This is a genomic window from Psychrobacter luti (assembly GCF_014192115.1).
In the GTDB taxonomy this organism is placed as follows: domain Bacteria; phylum Pseudomonadota; class Gammaproteobacteria; order Pseudomonadales; family Moraxellaceae; genus Psychrobacter; species Psychrobacter luti.
Genome location: NZ_JACHXL010000003.1, coordinates 155,452 through 174,192, shown reverse-complemented (window position 1 = coordinate 174,192; position 18,741 = coordinate 155,452). Strand labels below are relative to the sequence as shown.

Below are 18,741 nucleotides of genomic sequence, written 5' to 3'. Positions count from 1 at the left end.
ATTACTGTCTAATGAATAAATGAATTTTGAGGACTAATATGACGACTAAATCATCAGCTTCACAAACAGCTTTATCAGCAACCTTGTTACGCTTACCAACCCTATTGACTGCGGGCATCCTGAGCACCGGACTACTTTTAAGTGGTTGTAGCAATAATGGTAAGGGTGAAACTGAGACGGCGGCCAGTAATAATGAAGATGCTACAGCGGTCGCGCAAACATCTGAGAACGACGCGAGCCAAGTAGAATTAACAGGCACTAAAACTGATAGTAAACAGGCAGCAGATAGCACAAAGGATGAAACCACGATTGCTAACGACAATCTCAATCCAGTCACTGCTGCCGCTAAGCAAAAAAGCTTAGTCACCAATCCGACCCAAGACGGGACGCCAGAAGATACCGTTAAACAAGCTCTAGACAGCTTGTATTATGGCGACGTCAAGCAAGCTGCTACCTACTATAAAGTAGATATGGCAAATTTCGAGGAAGAGCTTGCTAAGACCCAGTCGGCTTTTCAGCAAACGGTTGATGGCGTCACTATCACCGACACCAAATACAATAATGATAAAACCCGTGCCACCATCACTGGCGAGTTGATGCTAAGGGGACAAAGCGAGCCTGCACCCTTGGCTTATGAGCTACAAAAGATAGATGGAAAATGGAAGATTTTAGGATAGAACACCTATCTACTAATATCTAAATTTACTTCATTTGGCATTATTAGCTGCTATCACTGCTTTACCAAGCATCACCACATCAGCGATAAACCCCTGCATATCGCAAACCTTTGGCATATAGCCCCATTGCTCAAACCCAAGCTTACGGAACAATCCTAAGCTTGGTTGATTATGAGCAAAGATAAGTGCCACCACATTATGAATACCTAAGCTCGGCGCTTGCGTCAGCATCCAACGTGTCAATAAGCTACCCAATCCTTGACCGTGATAATTCTGATGCAAGTAAATACTAATCTCAGTGCTGATATGATAAGCCGGTCGTGCATACAAATCACTAAAGCTGCCCCAAGCGACGATTGACGATACTGTTTGCGCCTCACCTTCAGTACCTACAACTTCTAACTCTTCAACAGCACGAACAATATAAATAGGTCGCGTAGCACTATTTACATGCTCATCAAACCAATCCTGACGCTCTTCACAACTCACTGGCGTTAGATTGGCCGTTGCTTGTTTGCCCGCGATACTTTGGTTATAAATCGCTAAAATTTCTGGCAAGTCTTCTTTATTGGCACGCTGTACCGTAAAGCCCTCATTGAGCTTATTAATTGCCAAGACAGGTGCCATCGAATGAGAGGCTTTATGACAAGCAGCGACAGAGATAGCATCAGGCATAGCGTTTCCATGGTTATTAATAGTAAAAATAAATGATAAGTAATAAATAACGGCTGATTAGTAATAAGTATTTAAGGCTTAACACTTAATCGTTGCATCTTTTATCTAATCTAGCTGTACGTAGCGGAAGTAACTAACAAAGCAAGCAACGTAAGAAAAATAAAAATGCTACCTTTTGAGCTGTTAACGTGGTTGTTTGATTATCAGCAGACTATAGGATGTTAGTATGGCTATTTTACTTTATAATGACTGATTTTAGACACATCAATCTTTGGTAGAGGTGTGTTTTTTATTTTTTATCTGGTCTTATCTATCATAGCTGAAAATTTATGAACACCTATTTTCTTGAGCAACTGATGGCATCGCCAAGCGCTTTGTCTGCCAATACTAGCCCAGTAGATTTAGCACCCTGCGTGCTGACTATCGGTAATTTTGATGGCGTACACTTGGGTCATCAAGCGATGCTTGCGCACGTCCGTGATATTGCCAAAGCACAAAATATTGGCTCGGCAGTCATGATATTTGAGCCCCAGCCACGTGAGTTTTTTGCGCCAGCTACCGCACCTGCCCGCTTAACCAATCTTGCCGAAAAACAGGCTTTACTGGCAGAGTATGGCATTGAAACTTTAATTGTCGCAAGCTTTGATGCGGAGTTTCGCTCGCTATCAGCGCAGGCATTTGCCGATATCTTAGCGCAGCGTTTGAACGTACAAGCATTGGTACTGGGTGATGACTTTAAATTTGGTCATGATCGTACCGGTGACAGTCAGTTTTTGCGTGATTATGGCTTAGATGTGACCAATCTGCATACCGTGATCGATGATAAAGGTAAAGGCGCTCGCATTAGCTCTACGCGTATACGTAACCTATTATTGGCCGGTGACATCGATGCGGCTAATGCCTTATTGGGTCGAGATTATGCGATGACAGGCGTTGTCGTTGGTGGTGATAAAATCGGTCGCACTATGGACTTCCCCACTGCCAATGTCGACTTAAAACGCATAAAACCAGCGTTACATGGCATCTTTGCTGTCGATGTCGTTAGCCTTGATGATAATGGTGATGTCATACCGAACGGCTTGACCGCACTGACAAATAGCGAAAATCCAGGGATTGCAGGTTTACGCCCGCATAGCTTATTTGGTACGGCCAATATTGGTATCAGACCTTCGGTAGATAAAGAGCATGATTGGCGCTTAGAGGTACATTTCCCTAAGCTACAAGCAGATTTATATGGCTTAACCTTACAAGTACGCTTCTTGCATTATTTACATGGCGAGCGCCATTACGAGAGTTTAGAGGCGTTAAAAGCAGGTATTCATAACGATGTTATCGATTTACTCGAATGGCGTGCTAAGCAGTCGAATTAAAATAGTAGTTATGAGCCTATAAAAGACTAATGTATAAAAAACCCACAGCGTGAATAACGTCTGTGGGTTTTTATTTAGTCTAATATTTTATTATCTTTTAGGCATCAGGATGCATACGCACGTTTAAATCATCGATAACTTCTACCCATGCGGCGTCTTTATTCCACTCTTCTTGCAAAAAGGCACGCTGATTGTCATTCCATACCGCCGCTTCGATTAACTTTTCTTCTTTTGCCAGTTTATTATTTTCGACAAAACTATCAATCGCTTCATCCGAGCTATCAAGCCCTAACTGCGCAAATAACTCATTCATATTGTATTCAGGTTCACCCAACATAGTCTTTTCCTTAATGACAAAAAATTAATAATGATTTGATTGTACTTATTATTTAAATTAACCACTTTATTGTAGCAACCTTGATGCTAATAGCTGTTAACCAACGTTTAGCTAACGTTAGCAATTGTATTGATGGTTACGCAAGGCACAAAAAAACCCTCTATCGTAGAGGGCTTTTTTAATTAAATCTTATATAACAGCTTAAGTAGATTGCCTACTTATGGAAGCAGGTGTGCTACTGCATCACGCTCTTCGCTAAGCTCTTGCTCAGTGGCGGCCATTTTCTCTTTTGAGAAATCTGATGACACGTCAACGCCTTCTACGATAGACCAGTCGCCGTTAGCGCAGGTTACTGGGAATGAGTAGATTAAGCCTTCAGCAATACCGTATTCGCCGTTTGAATAAACGCCCATAGATACCCAATCATTCTCATCAGTACCTAGTGCCCATGTACGTACGTGTGCAATAGCAGCGTTGGCAGCAGAAGCGGCAGATGATGCGCCGCGCGCTTTAATGATAGCGGCACCGCGTTGTTGTACTTCTGGGATATAAGTAGCTTCGTACCATTCGCGATCGACTAAATCTAGTGCTGGCTTACCGTTTACAGTCGCAGACGTTAGGTCTGGATACTGAGTAGATGAGTGGTTACCCCAGATAGTCATGTTTTTGATGTCATTAACAGTGCTGTCTGTTTTCTCAGCCAACTGTGCCATGGCACGGTTATGATCTAGGCGAGTCATGGCAGTAAAGTTACGTGGATCTAAATCTGGCGCATTACGCTGAGCGATAAGTGCGTTGGTGTTGGCAGGGTTACCGACGACCAATACTTTTACATCACGGCTTGCAACGTCGTTCAATGCTTTACCTTGGGCTGAGAAAATCGCAGCGTTGGCTTCTAGCAAATCTTTACGTTCCATACCTGGGCCACGAGGACGTGAACCGACTAGCAAAGCATAGTCTACATCTTTGAATGCAACGGTCGCATCATCAGTTTGAACGATACCGGCCAATAATGGGAATGCACAGTCTTCTAACTCCATGACCACACCCTTTAGGGCGTCAAGTGCTGGGGCGATTTCAAGCAATTGCAAAATAACTGGCTGATCTTTACCTAGCATCTCACCAGATGCAATACGAAATAACATAGCATAGCTGATATTACCAGCGGCACCAGTGACGGCAACACGTAAAGGCTGTTTCATTGACATTGAATACTCCCTAATTATAGATTAGATAATTCATGATTCTGATTGATGGTTCTGATTGAGGATGATCGTTTTAGATAGCGATTTACTCGCTGAATATAGCAGTCATAAACCGAGAGCTAGTGTAGCACCTCAGCCTATTAACCGTCTAGAGAAAGCGCGAATGTGATAGATAACTATGCTGGTTATATTGTTACATTTTATACGAACAGATGTTTTATCTTGTTATAAAAAGCTATAAAAATAAAGTCTTAGAGGGATATAAGAGGTGGTCAAAGAAAAGAACTCATAGGACTTTTAATAGCATTATTTAAGAGAATTTAATACGACTACATAAGTTGTATTACCGTCAAATACATAACATGGTCGTTTTTGCTTATGAATAATCACGCCCTAAAAATCTAAAGGGATATTCTTTGTAGTTCATTACTGATTATGAATAATGCCTACTTGCTGCTTACTTGCCGCCTGAGATAATAAATTTACTGCCACAGTTATCGACGACGTTGCTACAAGTGCCAAACGCACTGCCTTCATAACAAACATGGACATCTGTCAAAACCATTTGACGACGCGCACCTGCCTGACAAATCAAATCAACGCTATCCGCTGACATACCACTGTTTAAGCGGGTCATTTGTCCCACAAAACGCGATTTTAATACCGTATAACTGTTGCCCGTATTCAATTCACTCGGCAGTTTTAAGTCGCCGGCATAGTTAGTGATTTGACGAAAATAATTACTGGCGCTAAGCGGACTACAGATGCCATACCGTTGCCATGCTTGGGTACGCACGGTGGTATCGGGCATGATACGGTTGACGACTTTTAATTGTAGTGGCGTCAAACGTGGCTCACTACCACGCCCGCAGCGCTCGCCATAACCCATATCCAAACCTGAAACAGTTAACGAATAGCCTTCCAAACACTGGCGCATACGCGCACGCGTCGGTTGTAAACTACACAGCGCTGGCGTCATCTCAATCATCAATACACGCTGTCCCGTTTTGGCAGCACTTGCCGCTTGCGCTGGCAATACCATGACACCCTGCAGCAAAAGTAAAGCTGTAATACCTATCGTAGCATTAGCAACATTGCCCTTACTTTCATACTTTTTGCTGATCAAGCATTGATTAAAATGCTCCGATAGCCTTGTCTTTGACATCGAGCCCACCTTTGTCTGAACACATGACCGACGCTTTACTTGCGACCGTATAGGCAGAGTGAAATATTTTTTAATCATAAGAGGTTAGAGCATTTAACAATGAAGAAGATAGCTTCTAGAGTTGGTTGTATTCGGCATTAAGCCAGTTTGCTTTTAAAATATCAGCAGCCTAAGAATCAACCAACGAAAAACGCAGACGGTACTTAGAGTCATGGTAGCAAATTGCTTTTTTTAATCTATAGCAAAAACGTAAACAGTGCTTAAAAAGTGAATAACTTATTTTAAAAGTACGACTTAAAACCGTCATATATCAGCGCTCCAAAAGCACCTTATATGAAAGTAATGCATATAAAAGCCTTACATATAAAAACCGTACTTATAAAAGAAACGCTTATAAAAAAACCACTAGCAGCAAGCTGATAGTGGTTTTATAGGGTAAGGAAAAAGCATTAGAATGCCGCAGGAACCGTTCCCATACGCTGGCTGATAGGCTGATCACGACCTAATAGACTGCTATAAATAGTAGCGTTTTCCATCACGTGTTTGACGTAACTACGGGTTTCAGGAAAGGCAATCGACTCTACATACTGGTCAGCAGAAAGTGAGCCATAAGTCGGCTGCCAGCGTTTGGCATTATTTGGGCCGGCGTTATAGCCTGCCGTTGCCAAAACAGGCTGGCTGTTCAATTTGCCAAAGATATCGCCCATATACCAAGTACCATAACGGATATTGGTATCGCCGCTATTTGCACGGCTGGCGCTATAAGTCTCGCCTAAGTTACGGGCAATATATTTTGCTGTATCAGGCATGACCTGCATAAGACCGCTGGCGCCAACGTTTGAGCGTGCAGAGGCCACAAAACGACTTTCTTGACGCATGATGCCATATGCCCACGCTGGATCGATACCCGCCGACTGACTGTGTCGAACGACTGCTGATTGGTGCGGCATCGGATGCGATATCGCAACGCTGTTTACGTTGTCAGTATTGTCAATTGCATATATGGCACGGTCGAGCCAGCCCATATCATACGCTTGGCGCGCGGCGGCAATAATCAAATTCTCATCGCGACTATCACGGGCTTTTTTCACCGCCCAGTTCCACTCACGGTTGGCATAGGCGCGACTGGCATCGGCATTATATAGAGCAAATGCCCGTGCAAAGTGTGGGTTTTGCATGACGCGCGCGCGGTCAGCGGTACTGACGTTGGGTAGGTTACTACCACCTAAGCGACTGGCATCAAAACGCTGACCGACTTTATCCTTTGCCATTAAGCCATAATACTCATTACTTTTTGCCAAGTTTTGATACATTTTTTTGGCAGTACTGCGTTTGTTAGCATCACTTGATTGCTCATAAGCACGAGCCAGCCAATATTGCCATTGATTGGTTTTTTGCGTTTCGGCGTCCATTTTTGAGATGGCTTCGACCACATCATCCCAGCGACTAAAGCGAATCGCTGCCATGGCATAATATTCGGCTTCTTCAAAGCTAAAGTCATCATCTAAACTATTACGGAACCAGTCAACCGCTTCAACATTAAAGCCATCATCGGTATTGTGATTCATGCGCTGTACGCCAAGAATACGATAAGCATAACGACGGGTGTCATCATTTAATAACTTAGCTGAGCGCTGATTGTCTTGCTTAATATCAAAGTCTAGTTGTAGCGCCGCCTCGCGATAGGATTTTTCCGCCACGCGCCCCAACGCATATAAATACAAGTATTGATTGGTTTGCGTATTTGCTTCGCGGGCAAAGCGGCTAAAAAATGATGATGGATTCAGCTGAATTTCACTCAACGACGAGTAAGGAATAGGCGTACCCAGACGTGAAGACAGCGCCATAATATCGCCTGTTTTACCTTTACGCAGCATACGCTTGAGGCGTGATACTCTATCTTGATTGCTAATCAGGGCGTTATTATTCATCTCTAGCGCCAATTGGTCGCACAAGGCTGGCTGCTTTTTGGTGGTCAGCCAGACATCGGGCTTGGCTGCCATAGCGCGCATGCTATCGCCACCATTATTAAACCCAAGCGCAACCGCACAGCGCTCACTATCATCAGCGTTGGTAATCAGGTTCGCCACTTGGCGTACGGCGGCATAATCATTGGAGCCCGCTTTGGTTTCCGCAAAATCAGCCGCGAGTTTTTCTGCCATCACCGTATCTGGATATTGACGCACAAACTGTGACACCGCCGCTGGACTTTGCGAATTCAAATCGACATTCATACGCCAATAAGTCGGATACATGGCGAACAAGCCGCCACTCATCGCTTGCTCATAATTATAAAGCGCGTTGACATCACCGCGCTCTGCTGCAATCGCCGCCGCTGTAAATGAGCCCACGCCATTATTTGCTTGATAGCTGCTGTTTGACGGCGCACTCTGTGGTTGATAATTGTCAGGCTGATAGCTCTGCGGCTGATAACTTTCTGGCTGATACTTGCCTTCTTGCGGATAGCTACTATCACTACCCCAAGTGAGTTCGGCACAAGCGACTTGCGACAAACCCATTGCACCCATCGCCGTCGCCAAACCCAAGGCGCTGGTTTTTAGCGTCGTTTTTTTAAGACGATCTGGCATGTTATTTTGGCGCTTGGCATTTTTATCCTTAATACCTTGAGCAACTTGCGGCTTTGTCATACGAATTCTCTTTATAATAAGTCTAAATAAATTGTTTCAATAGAGGTTTAAATGATGTTTCCATCCTGGTCAAAACACTCATTTAAACAATAGTGCAGCTATGGTTGTTTTCATCATACTATACTCGTTGCACATTCAACCATAAGCTTTACTTTTCGTTAATAAATCGGATAGCCCTGCGTAACACGGAGGTGTTACGACGCTTAAAACAGTGACAATCGTAATTAATAGCATTTATTATTGAATAATACTAGGTAAGCATTTGATACTATTATAAATAATCTAGCATAATTATCCCTATAAGCGTACGCTAACTTTTCACATTGGGGCGAGGTTGTGATAAAATACGCCACCAGTTAATCGCCTACCCCGCTATATTTTTAGTCAATCATGGACTTCGCTTATGAGTGTTACTGTATTTAATCCCCGCATCGATGACGCTGCTGTTGACACAACGGTTACTGCGCCTGCCGTTACGGCACTCAAAGCGCCAAGCTCTGTCCAAAAATCAATAGCCCAAACATCAGTCAATGGCGCGCCAAAAAAAGTCTTTGTGACTACCCAGGGCTGTCAGATGAATGTTTATGACTCTGGCAAAATGCTCGACGTACTTGGTGATTCGCATGGTATGGAAGTGACGCACGATATCGATGAAGCCGATGTGCTCTTAATGAATACCTGCTCAATTCGCGAAAAAGCGCAAGAAAAGGTTTTTTCAGAATTGGGTCGCTGGCGCAAATTGAAAGAAAAACGTCCAGATTTAGTCATCGGTGTTGGCGGCTGCGTCGCTTCTCAAGAAGGTGACAACATCCAAAAACGCGCACCCTATGTCGATATGGTTTTTGGTCCACAAACCTTGCACCGTTTGCCAGAGCTGTATGACCAGTCTCACGAACAGCGTGAAATCTCGCCTAAAAATCGCATTGGTACAGTGGATGTCTCATTCCCAAGTATCGAAAAGTTTGATTTTCTGCCAGAGCCAAGAGTAGAAGGTTATAAAGCCTTTGTGTCCATCATGGAAGGCTGCTCAAAATATTGCTCGTTTTGTGTCGTGCCTTATACCCGTGGGGAAGAATTATCACGTCCACTAGATGATGTATTGGCTGAAATTGATAGTCTTGCCGCTCAAGGTGTGCGCGAAATTAATTTACTTGGCCAAAACGTCAATGGCTATCGCGGCGAAAAAGATGACGGCAGTATTTGCCGTTTCGCAGAACTGCTGCATTATGTATCGCACGTTGATGGCGTTGAGCGTATTCGTTATACCACCAGTCATCCGCTCGAGTTTACCGATGATATCATCGATGCTTATGCGCAATTGCCAGAACTGGTATCACATTTGCATTTGCCAGTACAAAGTGGCTCAAACGCTATCTTGGCAGCGATGAAGCGCAACCATACTATTGATGTTTATATCAATCAGATTAATAAGCTTAAAGCCATTCGTCCTGATATTCATTTGTCGAGCGACTTTATCATTGGCTTCCCCGGTGAGACTGAGCAAGACTTCCAAGATACTTTAAATCTAGCAAAAGAATTAAATTTCGATCACTCTTATAGTTTTATCTACTCTAAACGTCCAGGCACGCCAGCAGCAGAGTTGCCGGATGATGTGAGCTTTAAAACTAAGAAAGAGCGTTTGGCAGAATTCCAAAAAGTCATTATCGACTCAACGCTTGCCAAAACCCATGAGATGGTCGGTACCACCACTCGCGTCTTGGTCGAACAAATTGCTAATCGTCATCCTGATTGCTTAATTGGTACAGCCGATAACACACGTACGGTTATGTTCCCTTATGACGTTGATAAAATGGATGAGCTACTTGGTAAAATCGTGAGTGTGCGTATTACCGATTTTGTCAGCCCGCATATGGTGAAAGGCGAGCTAATCGAAGTGTTGGCTTAAACATTTAAGACACTGAATCAATAAAAAAGCCGTTTACTATTAAATAGTGAACGGCTTTTTTGTGAGTCATAACAGTTTCAAAAAGCAATAGCCTTTTAACTCATAAAACCATTAAATACTTCAGCCAATAAAGCCGCTGCAATTAACAGAAAAATTACCCCGCACGCACGATTTAACCACGCTAAACGATTACCAACATCTAGCCAACTTGCCAGCTTTGTACCACCTAGGGTATAAACGATTTGCCAAATTGTCTCGCTTAAAAACAGCCCTGCTGTCAATAAAATATATTGCGGCCATAGCGGCGCACTAAAATTAATGAATTTGGGGAAAAACGCGGCAAAAAACAAGATCGCTTTTGGATTAGACAGCGACACCCAAATACCGGTACGAAATAAGGTCATATTGCTCGGCGATACTTTGACCACCGCCGCACTAGATAGTGAGCGGGGCTGTGGCGTTGTTTTATCAGTCACAGCTGACATCGTATCGGGATAGTCAGCTGCGACTTCCTCGCCCATTTCACGGGCATCGCTCATCAAACTACTATCACCAGCATCGCACCACGAGCTGATGCCCAGATAGATTAAGTAGGCGGCGCCCACAGCTTTAATAACGGTCAGCACCCAAGGCGACTGGCGGCTAATCACATCCAAGCCTAGCAATGTCGATAGTAGTAGTAAAAACAAACCCAAACTCAGACCTGACAGCGTCCATAAGGTGCGCTTCACGCCATAATTCATACCATACTGGAATGCCAGCAGCATATTCGGCCCAGGGGTCGCTGAAATAAAAAACGTACTTGCAAAAAATACCGCAAACAGATGCCAAGACATCAACTAACCCCTACTTTTTATTAATAGAAAAATTTAAATGCTTAATGCTTAAAAAATAAACACCGCCATAAAGACGGTGTATTTTATGCTCATATATGTTGGAAAGAACTACTTGCTGCCTATTGTATCAATTGCTGGCACAGCTGTTTAGCAGCTTTTGTAAAAACCCATCACAGCGTGCCATCTCATTTAGCGCCACATACTCATCGGCTTTATGTGCCTGCTCAATACTGCCGGGGCCACAGATGATCGTTGGGATGCCACCATTGGTAAATTGACCACCTTCCGTCGCATAAGCAACTTTATGACGTGTATCATCGCCCGTCAGAGCTGCTATTAAGGCTTGTAGCTCGGCGCTGTCGCTATCGGTCATCGCTGGTACACTTTCTTCTTGTAGCAACTCAATTCCCGTCTCTGGCGAACGTGCTTGCATTTGCGCGTTTAGCTCTGCAACTTTTGCCTGAATTGGTACAAGGATATCGTCTTGCGTCATATGCGGCAGATTACGATAGTCAAAGGTAAACTCGCATAGATTGGGGACAATATTGGTCGCCGTCCCACCTTGTATGGTACCTACAGACAATGTCGAGTAAGGCACATCAAACAGCGCATCGTTATCGCTTCGATGACTAATCTGTTCTGCCAATTCATCAACATAACCAATCAAACGACTGGCATAGCTAATGGCGTTGACACCCTGCGCAGTCAATGATGAATGCGCAGACTTGCCATGGACGCGGCAACGGTAAACCGCGATGCCTTTATGTGCCACCACCATCGCCATATTGGTTGGCTCACCAACGATACAGTAGTCAGGTGTGATACCGCGCGCCTTTAAATCGGCCAATATCAATGGCGCGCCCAAGCAACCAACTTCTTCATCAAATGACAACGCCAAATGCAATGGACGACGTAGCTTGCCTGCATTAGATAGCTGTACCGCTTGTGGCAATAGCGTCAACGCACAGGCAATAAACCCCTTCATATCACAAGCGCCGCGTCCGTATAGCTTGTCGCCGCGTATCGCCGCGGTGAACGGCTCCGAGGTCCAGTGTTGACCATCGACAGGTACGACATCAGTATGACCAGATAGCACGAGACCGTGATTGACTTCGTCAGTGTTTGCCCCTGCTGGGACAGTAACAAATAAATTGGCTTTATTTTTAACGTCATTAAAGGTCAAATCTACTGTTAAGCCTAATTGCTCACAGTAAGCTTGCACATCTTCAATGAGTGCTAAGTTTGAATGGCGACTGACCGTATCAAAAGCAATCAGCCGTGTTAGCCAGTCAATGCTGTCAGTGGGATAATTGGCAGTAGGATAACTAGCATGAGGCGTTGCTCGCTCTTTACCTTTATTGTAATTTATTACCGTCATAAGACATCCTTATCGTACTACAAGATAAAAAGACCCAGCCTTTTGATTAGTCTTTTTGAAATGAACGCTGTTGCAGTGCCTTGATTTCCTCATCTAAGCCAGCAATCGGACCATATACTGATACATCCGGCGCAACTTCTTGAATACTTAATGAATTGATGGGCGATTTTGCTACCACGCCCATCTCATTCATCCATTCGCTTAGCTGCCTTGATGAGCTGATATAAACAATACGACCAAGTCCTGCCCACGCATGCGCCGCTGAGCACATGGCACAATGCTCACCCGAGGTATAGACTACTGCTTTTGCCCTTGCTGCAAGGGTCATATTTTGAGCGGCCCATTTTGCCACGGCAATTTCAGGATGGTAAGTCGCATCGACCGTATTAGCACGATTACGATCTTCATGTAATATAGTGCCATCACAATCAACCAATACGCTACCAAACGGCGCATCCCCCGCCTCTAATGCTTCCGTAGCAAGCTCAATGCAGCGGCGCAAATAAATCATATCATTGTCAGTAATCATCATAGCTTCCCTTCTGTTATTAAGAGCCAATGCTGGCTCTTAAAATCCATCATACCTTCTTAGCAAATCCTAGCATTGATGATAAGTTGATTTTTATAACAATTGGTTTTTACGATGGCGTCTTTATTATGAAGGACGGTTTTGATTCATCACATCAAGCACTGGCGGCATCGGTTTTGGCAACTTACCTGCTGCTTGTAGCTCTTTGGTGGTTTTGGCATCGATAGCCAACCCAGCAATCAAAGCAATATCTTTCACAGCTTTACGCTTACGGGTAGCAAAGCTCACTGGCACCATGCGCGCAAACTCATAAATATGCAGATAAGACTCTTCACCACCTTCAAAGTCTTCGTCATCTTCTAAACGAATCCCACCGATTTTAGCCAAATCCGATAGCATCTCGTTTTCATCGCTACTCAAACTACAGTCAGTAATACCGAAACCAGTCATAAAGCCATTTGCCCACTGTTTCAGAGCCATCACGCGCTCGTACAAGTCATGTTCATCATCTGGCACAAGCGGCGTATACGAATAAGCATCGTCTTTATCTTTTAACTGAAACACGGTGTCTTCCGCTTCTTCAGTCAACAATGTTAATGCTTCATCAGGTAATGGCGCAAAACTCAGCTCCTCAAACACCTTTGCCCATACCTGCTCATCAGGTGCATCACAGGCGGTCATCAGCCCCGTCATCAAGCCGTGTACCTCACTGATAGAGACGTCAGTCCAGTCGTCAAACGCAGTCAGCCAAGTGTTCCAGCCAGAGATATTATCATTCATAATAGAGGTCCTTGTTATTGATTAATAGTATTAAATATAAACAAACGCCGCACGATGTTATGAATAAGGCGGCGATTGCTAAAAGCAACGAGACAAAGCGGCATACAATTACTTTGTTGATATAGATATTATGCGGTCACCTATGGCATTATTAAACGCAGAGAACAAAATTCATTCACGCTTACTTGTTAAGGATAAAAACTGACTATGTATGACCAACTTAGAATATTAGAAAAAATGGTACTCGACATCAAAAAACAGTATCAGCTTGTCAGTGCTGAACTTAACAGCCTCAAGCAACAACCAATGACTGACCCAAAGGAGCTTGTCGCGCTAAAAACCAAACTCGACAGCAGCTATAACGAGCGTGACGGTGCCAAAAAACAATTGAGCGATTTAGATAAGCGTTATCAAAACCTTGCCGAAGCACATCACATGATAGGCGAAGAGCAAGATAATTTGCAAAAACAGATTAGCCAATTACAACAAAAAAATAATGAGCTACAGCAGCAAAATAATGAATTAAAGCAACAGTACAGCGATATTAAACAGCAAAATAACGATTTGAGGAAGAAAAATGAGCTGGCAGCTGAGCGCACGCAAGTGGTACTAAAGCGCTTAACCCGTATTGATCAAGCAGAAAGCTAAGCAGAATATTAGGCGCCGATTGCAATGAATAACGCTTAACTTGTTGCCTATTTTTGCTAATTTTTTGCTGATTAAGCCACTAAGTTTATCATTACCACATTTATAGCCGTGATAGTTAATTACTCACTTTACTGACATATATTGTAGGATTTATCATGACCGATGACCGCGCAAACCCTGTAGACAGTCAAACACAAAAACCAATGCCAAATAATTCGAACACTGATAGTAGTAATACAAATAGCAACAGTGCAAATAACAGTGTGGTAAATAGCAGTGCTGCTAAACCGACAAGCGCTCCTGAACCGCAAATCAAAAAGGTCGATGTGGCGATTGCTGGCGTGACCTATCCGATTTATTGTCCCGTGCATGAGCAAGAAGAGTTGCACTCGGCTGTTTCTTATATCAATAACTATGCGCTCGACCTAAAACGCGATGCGCCAAGCCTGAGTCAAGAAAGTCTACTTGTACTATGCTGCTTAAATTTGTATGAGAAAATCCATACCAATCAGAGAAATGAAGAAGATCGTCTGCAGCAAAGCAAACAGTCTGAAGCCTTGATAAATAAAATTATGAAAGATGCCCATTCTATTTTATAAGCTGCTACCGATATTAAATTGCTAGTGATGCATTAAAAAGACAAGCGCTTAACTCACTGAAGTTAAGCGCTTTTTTAATGTAAATAACAGTTTATCGACTTATGATTTGCCACTTATGACTTAAAATTTAGGCATCTATTTGATAAGTCTTACCGGCATGAAAATCCGCTTGATGCTCATAATTGCAAAAGAACAATTCTTTATGACCTTTCATATCATTACCGATGTCCCTATTTATCGCCAAATCTGCTGCTGATTCTTCCACAGAAATGGGCTTGGGCTCTAACACACCGCGATATTCAGCCAAACTATTGCCGCAAAAATTGCACTGACGCGGCGTGGTTACATCGCCTTTTTTTGGCATCATACTTTTGGGCGCGCGCGGATACATAAACTTATAAAAGCCCCACATTACAGCCCAGATAATAAGAATTACAATAATAACGGCCAACACGGCAGTGCTCCTTCGAATAGGGTCTAAGACATTATAAACTTAACGCTGCAGAATACGCGCATAAAAAACTGGCCACATGGAGCCAGTTTTTTTTCATTAGTAAATCAAAAGCATAAATGCTCAGAGTGTTATTGGGCTATGACTGTCAAATATAACTTTCAAACTATAATGAACCAACTATAGCTGCAGCTCACTGATATCAGCAACGGTTAAGAATAAGGCACGAACTTGCTTAAGCAGTGCTAAGCGATTGTTCTTTAGTGCGGCATCTTCACTGTTGACCATGACATCAGCGAAAAAATGGGTCAATGGCGCATCTAAACTGACCAGTGTTTGCAATACTTGCGTATAGTCAGCCGTTTCTAGCAACGGTTCAACAGCCGCTTGCGCTTGCTGAACAGCTTGATACAATTCTTGCTCAGCAGTCTCACTTAGCAATGACTCATCAACATCATCAGCGACGCTTACTTCTGATTTGGCTAAAATATTGGCAACACGTTTGTTTGAATCTGCCAACATTGAAGCTTGTGACACTTTACTAAAGGTCTGTACGGCGCGAATACGCTGATCAAAATCAAGCGGCATATGCGGATTGATTGCTTGCACTGCTTGAATGGTATCGACGCTAACGCCTTGCTCGGTATACATAGCACGATAGCGTGAATTTAAAAACGCCATCACTTGGGTAAAGGTATCGCCCATCTTGGCAATCTTGCTACCATCGCTCGTGCTATAGCCTTTAATCGCTTGCTCAACGAGAGCCACCAAGTTAATCGGTAACTGCTTTTCAATCAAAATACGCAAAATACCAATCGCTGAACGACGTAAGCTAAACGGGTCTTTAGAACCTGTTGGTGCTTGGTCAATGGCAAAAATACCAACCAGCGTATCTAAACGATCAGCCAAAGCTAAGCAAATACCAATCGGCGTCTGCGGTAATACGTCACCACTGAACTTGGGCAGATACTGCTCTTCTAAACTTGCCGCGACTGTTTCTGGCTCGCCATTTAAACGCGCATAATACGTGCCTGCGATACCTTGCAATTCAGGATATTCACCGACGAGCGAGCTTGCCAGGTCTGCTTTGGACAAAATTGCAGCACGTACCGTTTCATCAATACTAATATCACGACCTTGCTGCTGCATTAAAGTAGCGATAAAAGCGGCAAGTTTCGCAATACGCTCAGATTTTTCCCAAATCGTACCTAGCTTATCTTGGAAGACGCGCGTTTCAAGGCTTTCTGTCAGCGCAAATAATGGCTGCTTTTGGTCTTGTAAGAAGAAAAACTCGGCATCGGCTAAACGCGGGCGCACGACTTTCTCATTACCTTCAATAATTTGATTGGGGTCTTTTGACTCAATATTGGTAATAAAAATAAAGTACGGCTGCAATTTGCCCGCTTTATCGGTCAAGCAAAAATACTTTTGATCGGCTTGCATGGTTGAGATAAGCGCTTCTTGCGGGACTTGTAAAAAGCGCGCCTCAAAGTTTGCTCGCAGCGCAATCGGGAAATCAACCAACGCGGTTACTTCATCTAATAAATCTTGCGGTACGATAGCATCCGCATTGACTTCATCGGCCAGCGCTTTAACTTGATTTTTAATCAGCATTTGACGCTTATCAAAATCAGCCACCACTTTTAAACCATCGAGCAGTTGCTCATAATCATTGGCGTGCGCAATAGTATGATAATCAGGGCTATGGAAGCGATGACCACGGGTTTGCGTACCCGTCTGATGTCCTTGGATAGTGGCATCAATGACAGTGCCATCTTGCATCAAGACTGCCCACTGCACCGGACGTACAAACTCATTGCGGCTTGCGCCTGAACGCATACGCTTGGCAATTGGCAGGTTATCAAGCGCCGTTTGGAATATCGCAGGTAGCAGCTCAGTGGTCGCTTGACCATGAATGACTTGCTCATAGCCCACATAATCGCCTTTATCGGTATTAATGGTTATCAGCTCGCTGGCTTCAATACCTAAACCCTTGGCAAAGCCCATTGCCGCGCGGGTTGGATTACCTTCTGCATCAAACGCCGCTTTAATCGCCGGGCCACGCTTTTGCTCGCTACGGTCAGGTTGCTTGTCGCTAATACCTTGAATCTGAATCGCCAAACGACGCGGAGCAGCAAAGGCTTTGATGCTATCAAACGTGATATCAGCTTCAGTCAATTGCTCGGTGACACTGGCTTGTAGCGCGTCACGTAAAGGCTTTAGGCTTTTTGGAGGTAGCTCTTCACACCCCAGTTCAAATAGAATAGTACTCATGGGATGCTCCTATTTATTATTTTTAGTAGTTTGATTGTTTTCAGTAGACTGACTAGCGTCTGTAACGTCATCTGTTACCGATTCTTCTTTTGGCAAATACTTATCGAGCGCCGCTTGACGATGCGCCTCATCAGCCAATGGGAAGCCTAACTTAGCGCGTGCTTCGACATAACCAATGGCGACTTTACGTGCCAGTGTACGCACTCGCAAAATAAAACGCTGACGTTCGGTCACCGAAATCGCGCCACGAGCATCGAGTAAGTTAAAGGCATGCGAGGCTTTTAGCACCATCTCATAGGCTGGTAATGGCAAACCCTCAGCAACTAGCTTATCCGCCTGTTGTTCATAAAAGTCAAACATCTGACCCATCATTGGCACATCAGCATGCTCAAAGTTATAGATCGATTGCTCAACTTCGTTTTGATGGAAAACATCGCCATAAGTCACGCGACCAAACTCACCATCTGCCCAGACCAAATCATAGACGCTATCGACGCCTTGTACATACATCGCCAAGCGCTCAAGACCGTAAGTAATCTCACCCGTCACTGGGAAGCACTCAATGCCGCCCACTTGCTGGAAGTACGTAAACTGAGTGACTTCCATACCGTTGAGCCAAATCTCCCAACCAAGTCCCCACGCACCTAGCGTTGGCGACTCCCAATTGTCTTCAACAAAACGCACATCGTGCACCAATGGATCTATACCAATGGCTCTTAATGAATCCAAATACAACTCTTGGATATTAGGTGGATTGGGCTTTAGAACTACTTGGAACTGATAATAATGTTGCAAACGGTTCGGGTTATCACCGTAGCGACCATCGGTCGGACGACGTGATGGCTGCACGTAAGCAGCATTCCAGCGCTCAGGACCTAAGGAGCGCAAAAATGTCGCGGTGTGAAAAGTACCCGCGCCGACTTCCATATCATAAGGCTGCAAGATAACGCAGCCCTTGTCGGCCCAATAATTTTGTAAAGTTAGGATGAGATCTTGAAACGTCATCGGTTGAGAGTCTTTTTCTTGTGTCATCGAGTTTGTCGCTTGTGATGTCATAGTTTGGATTGTCATAGTTTGGGGCATTGTAATAAAGCCACGGTGGAATTAGTATTATGAAATAAAATATTGATAGCGCTCGTATAGCCTATTCGGCGACGACTCTATTTGCCTGCTCACCTTACTAAAAATTGACTATTTTATCTATATTTAGCGCAATTAAATTTGTCTAATCAGCTTAAATACTCAGTTATAAGTCTTATTTAT

General features: G+C 43.8%; 17 protein-coding genes. 5 read left to right on the top strand and 12 right to left on the bottom strand.

What is annotated here, in order from left to right; all coding sequences use genetic code 11:
• Window positions 1-38 precede the first annotated feature (38 nt).
• Window positions 39-677, top strand: coding sequence for a hypothetical protein (locus tag FHS24_RS07630; protein ID WP_183620360.1), 639 nt, complete (start codon window positions 39-41; stop codon window positions 675-677).
• A 30-nt stretch (window positions 678-707) separates the two neighbouring features.
• Here the strand turns inward: FHS24_RS07630 and FHS24_RS07625 are convergent, their stop codons facing one another.
• The gene (locus FHS24_RS07625; RefSeq protein ID WP_183620358.1) at window positions 708-1,352 is read right to left on the bottom strand and encodes a GNAT family N-acetyltransferase; all 645 of its coding nucleotides are present in this window, start codon (window positions 1,350-1,352) and stop codon (window positions 708-710) included.
• A 329-nt stretch (window positions 1,353-1,681) separates the two neighbouring features.
• On the opposite strand from FHS24_RS07625, the gene ribF reads away from it, so the two are divergent.
• The gene (ribF, locus tag FHS24_RS07620; protein ID WP_183620356.1) at window positions 1,682-2,722 is read left to right on the top strand and encodes a riboflavin biosynthesis protein RibF; all 1,041 of its coding nucleotides are present in this window, start codon (window positions 1,682-1,684) and stop codon (window positions 2,720-2,722) included.
• A 97-nt stretch (window positions 2,723-2,819) separates the two neighbouring features.
• Here the strand turns inward: ribF and FHS24_RS07615 are convergent, their stop codons facing one another.
• From FHS24_RS07615 to FHS24_RS07600, 4 genes are all read right to left on the bottom strand, one after another.
• On the bottom strand, window positions 2,820-3,059 hold the full coding sequence (locus FHS24_RS07615; protein ID WP_183620354.1) for a DUF2789 family protein: 240 nt from the start codon (window positions 3,057-3,059) through the stop codon (window positions 2,820-2,822).
• Between the two features lie 218 nt (window positions 3,060-3,277).
• The gene (locus tag FHS24_RS07610) at window positions 3,278-4,267 is read right to left on the bottom strand and encodes a malate dehydrogenase (RefSeq protein ID WP_183620353.1); all 990 of its coding nucleotides are present in this window, start codon (window positions 4,265-4,267) and stop codon (window positions 3,278-3,280) included.
• Window positions 4,268-4,721: 454 nt separating this feature from the next.
• Window positions 4,722-5,429 carry a T2 family ribonuclease gene (locus tag FHS24_RS07605; RefSeq protein WP_227671734.1) on the bottom strand — a complete coding sequence of 236 codons (708 nt, stop codon included), beginning with the start codon at window positions 5,427-5,429 and terminating at the stop codon, window positions 4,722-4,724.
• A 449-nt stretch (window positions 5,430-5,878) separates the two neighbouring features.
• Window positions 5,879-8,077, bottom strand: a complete 2,199-nt coding sequence (locus FHS24_RS07600) for a lytic transglycosylase domain-containing protein (RefSeq protein ID WP_183620351.1) — start codon at window positions 8,075-8,077, stop codon at window positions 5,879-5,881.
• A gap of 403 nt (window positions 8,078-8,480) precedes the next feature.
• On the opposite strand from FHS24_RS07600, the gene miaB reads away from it, so the two are divergent.
• The gene (gene miaB, locus FHS24_RS07595) at window positions 8,481-9,983 is read left to right on the top strand and encodes a tRNA (N6-isopentenyl adenosine(37)-C2)-methylthiotransferase MiaB (protein ID WP_183620349.1); all 1,503 of its coding nucleotides are present in this window, start codon (window positions 8,481-8,483) and stop codon (window positions 9,981-9,983) included.
• A gap of 95 nt (window positions 9,984-10,078) precedes the next feature.
• Here miaB and FHS24_RS07590 read toward each other — a convergent pair whose 3' ends face one another.
• The 4 genes from FHS24_RS07590 to FHS24_RS07575 all read right to left on the bottom strand — a co-directional run bounded on the left by FHS24_RS07590 (window position 10,079) and on the right by FHS24_RS07575 (window position 13,506).
• Complete coding sequence (locus FHS24_RS07590; protein ID WP_183620347.1) at window positions 10,079-10,819, bottom strand: LysE family translocator; 741 nt, start codon at window positions 10,817-10,819, stop codon at window positions 10,079-10,081.
• 127 nt (window positions 10,820-10,946) lie between these two features.
• Entirely contained in the window at window positions 10,947-12,197 is a 1,251-nt protein-coding gene (argE, locus tag FHS24_RS07585; protein ID WP_183620345.1) for an acetylornithine deacetylase, read from the bottom strand.
• A 46-nt stretch (window positions 12,198-12,243) separates the two neighbouring features.
• Complete coding sequence (locus FHS24_RS07580; protein WP_183620343.1) at window positions 12,244-12,726, bottom strand: nucleoside deaminase; 483 nt, start codon at window positions 12,724-12,726, stop codon at window positions 12,244-12,246.
• A 126-nt stretch (window positions 12,727-12,852) separates the two neighbouring features.
• Window positions 12,853-13,506, bottom strand: a complete 654-nt coding sequence (locus FHS24_RS07575; protein WP_183620341.1) for a UPF0149 family protein — start codon at window positions 13,504-13,506, stop codon at window positions 12,853-12,855.
• Window positions 13,507-13,713: 207 nt separating this feature from the next.
• Between FHS24_RS07575 and FHS24_RS07570 the strand changes: the two genes are divergently transcribed.
• Entirely contained in the window at window positions 13,714-14,154 is a 441-nt protein-coding gene (locus tag FHS24_RS07570; protein WP_183620339.1) for a hypothetical protein, read from the top strand.
• Between the two features lie 155 nt (window positions 14,155-14,309).
• Window positions 14,310-14,753 (top strand): cell division protein ZapA, encoded by a 444-nt coding sequence (locus FHS24_RS07565; RefSeq protein WP_183620337.1) that lies wholly within the window; start codon window positions 14,310-14,312, stop codon window positions 14,751-14,753.
• Window positions 14,754-14,880: 127 nt separating this feature from the next.
• Here the strand turns inward: FHS24_RS07565 and FHS24_RS07560 are convergent, their stop codons facing one another.
• The 3 genes from FHS24_RS07560 to glyQ all read right to left on the bottom strand — a co-directional run bounded on the left by FHS24_RS07560 (window position 14,881) and on the right by glyQ (window position 18,483).
• Complete coding sequence (locus FHS24_RS07560; protein ID WP_227671733.1) at window positions 14,881-15,207, bottom strand: hypothetical protein; 327 nt, start codon at window positions 15,205-15,207, stop codon at window positions 14,881-14,883.
• Window positions 15,208-15,384: 177 nt separating this feature from the next.
• On the bottom strand, window positions 15,385-17,478 hold the full coding sequence (gene glyS, locus FHS24_RS07555; RefSeq protein WP_183620335.1) for a glycine--tRNA ligase subunit beta: 2,094 nt from the start codon (window positions 17,476-17,478) through the stop codon (window positions 15,385-15,387).
• Window positions 17,479-17,487: 9 nt separating this feature from the next.
• Window positions 17,488-18,483 carry a glycine--tRNA ligase subunit alpha gene (gene glyQ / locus FHS24_RS07550; protein WP_183620811.1) on the bottom strand — a complete coding sequence of 332 codons (996 nt, stop codon included), beginning with the start codon at window positions 18,481-18,483 and terminating at the stop codon, window positions 17,488-17,490.
• Window positions 18,484-18,741 lie beyond the last annotated feature (258 nt).

Bases quoted from the DNA above. Each gene is read 5' to 3' on its own strand.
- FHS24_RS07615 (WP_183620354.1), bottom strand. From the start codon at position 3,059: ATGTTGGGTGAACCTGAATACAATATGAATGAGTTATTTGCGCAGTTA.
- FHS24_RS07580 (WP_183620343.1), bottom strand. From the start codon at position 12,726: ATGATTACTGACAATGATATGATTTATTTGCGCCGCTGCATTGAGCTT.
- argE (WP_183620345.1), bottom strand. From the start codon at position 12,197: ATGACGGTAATAAATTACAATAAAGGTAAAGAGCGAGCAACGCCTCAT.
- FHS24_RS07605 (WP_227671734.1), bottom strand. From the start codon at position 5,429: ATGTCAAAGACAAGGCTATCGGAGCATTTTAATCAATGCTTGATCAGC.
- glyS (WP_183620335.1), bottom strand. From the start codon at position 17,478: ATGAGTACTATTCTATTTGAACTGGGGTGTGAAGAGCTACCTCCAAAA.
- glyQ (WP_183620811.1), bottom strand. From the start codon at position 18,483: ATGACGTTTCAAGATCTCATCCTAACTTTACAAAATTATTGGGCCGAC.
- FHS24_RS07630 (WP_183620360.1), top strand. From the start codon at position 39: ATGACGACTAAATCATCAGCTTCACAAACAGCTTTATCAGCAACCTTG.
- FHS24_RS07565 (WP_183620337.1), top strand. From the start codon at position 14,310: ATGACCGATGACCGCGCAAACCCTGTAGACAGTCAAACACAAAAACCA.
- FHS24_RS07600 (WP_183620351.1), bottom strand. From the start codon at position 8,077: ATGACAAAGCCGCAAGTTGCTCAAGGTATTAAGGATAAAAATGCCAAG.
- FHS24_RS07590 (WP_183620347.1), bottom strand. From the start codon at position 10,819: ATGTCTTGGCATCTGTTTGCGGTATTTTTTGCAAGTACGTTTTTTATT.
- FHS24_RS07625 (WP_183620358.1), bottom strand. From the start codon at position 1,352: ATGCCTGATGCTATCTCTGTCGCTGCTTGTCATAAAGCCTCTCATTCG.
- ribF (WP_183620356.1), top strand. From the start codon at position 1,682: ATGAACACCTATTTTCTTGAGCAACTGATGGCATCGCCAAGCGCTTTG.
- FHS24_RS07570 (WP_183620339.1), top strand. From the start codon at position 13,714: ATGTATGACCAACTTAGAATATTAGAAAAAATGGTACTCGACATCAAA.
- FHS24_RS07610 (WP_183620353.1), bottom strand. From the start codon at position 4,267: ATGTCAATGAAACAGCCTTTACGTGTTGCCGTCACTGGTGCCGCTGGT.
- FHS24_RS07575 (WP_183620341.1), bottom strand. From the start codon at position 13,506: ATGAATGATAATATCTCTGGCTGGAACACTTGGCTGACTGCGTTTGAC.
- miaB (WP_183620349.1), top strand. From the start codon at position 8,481: ATGAGTGTTACTGTATTTAATCCCCGCATCGATGACGCTGCTGTTGAC.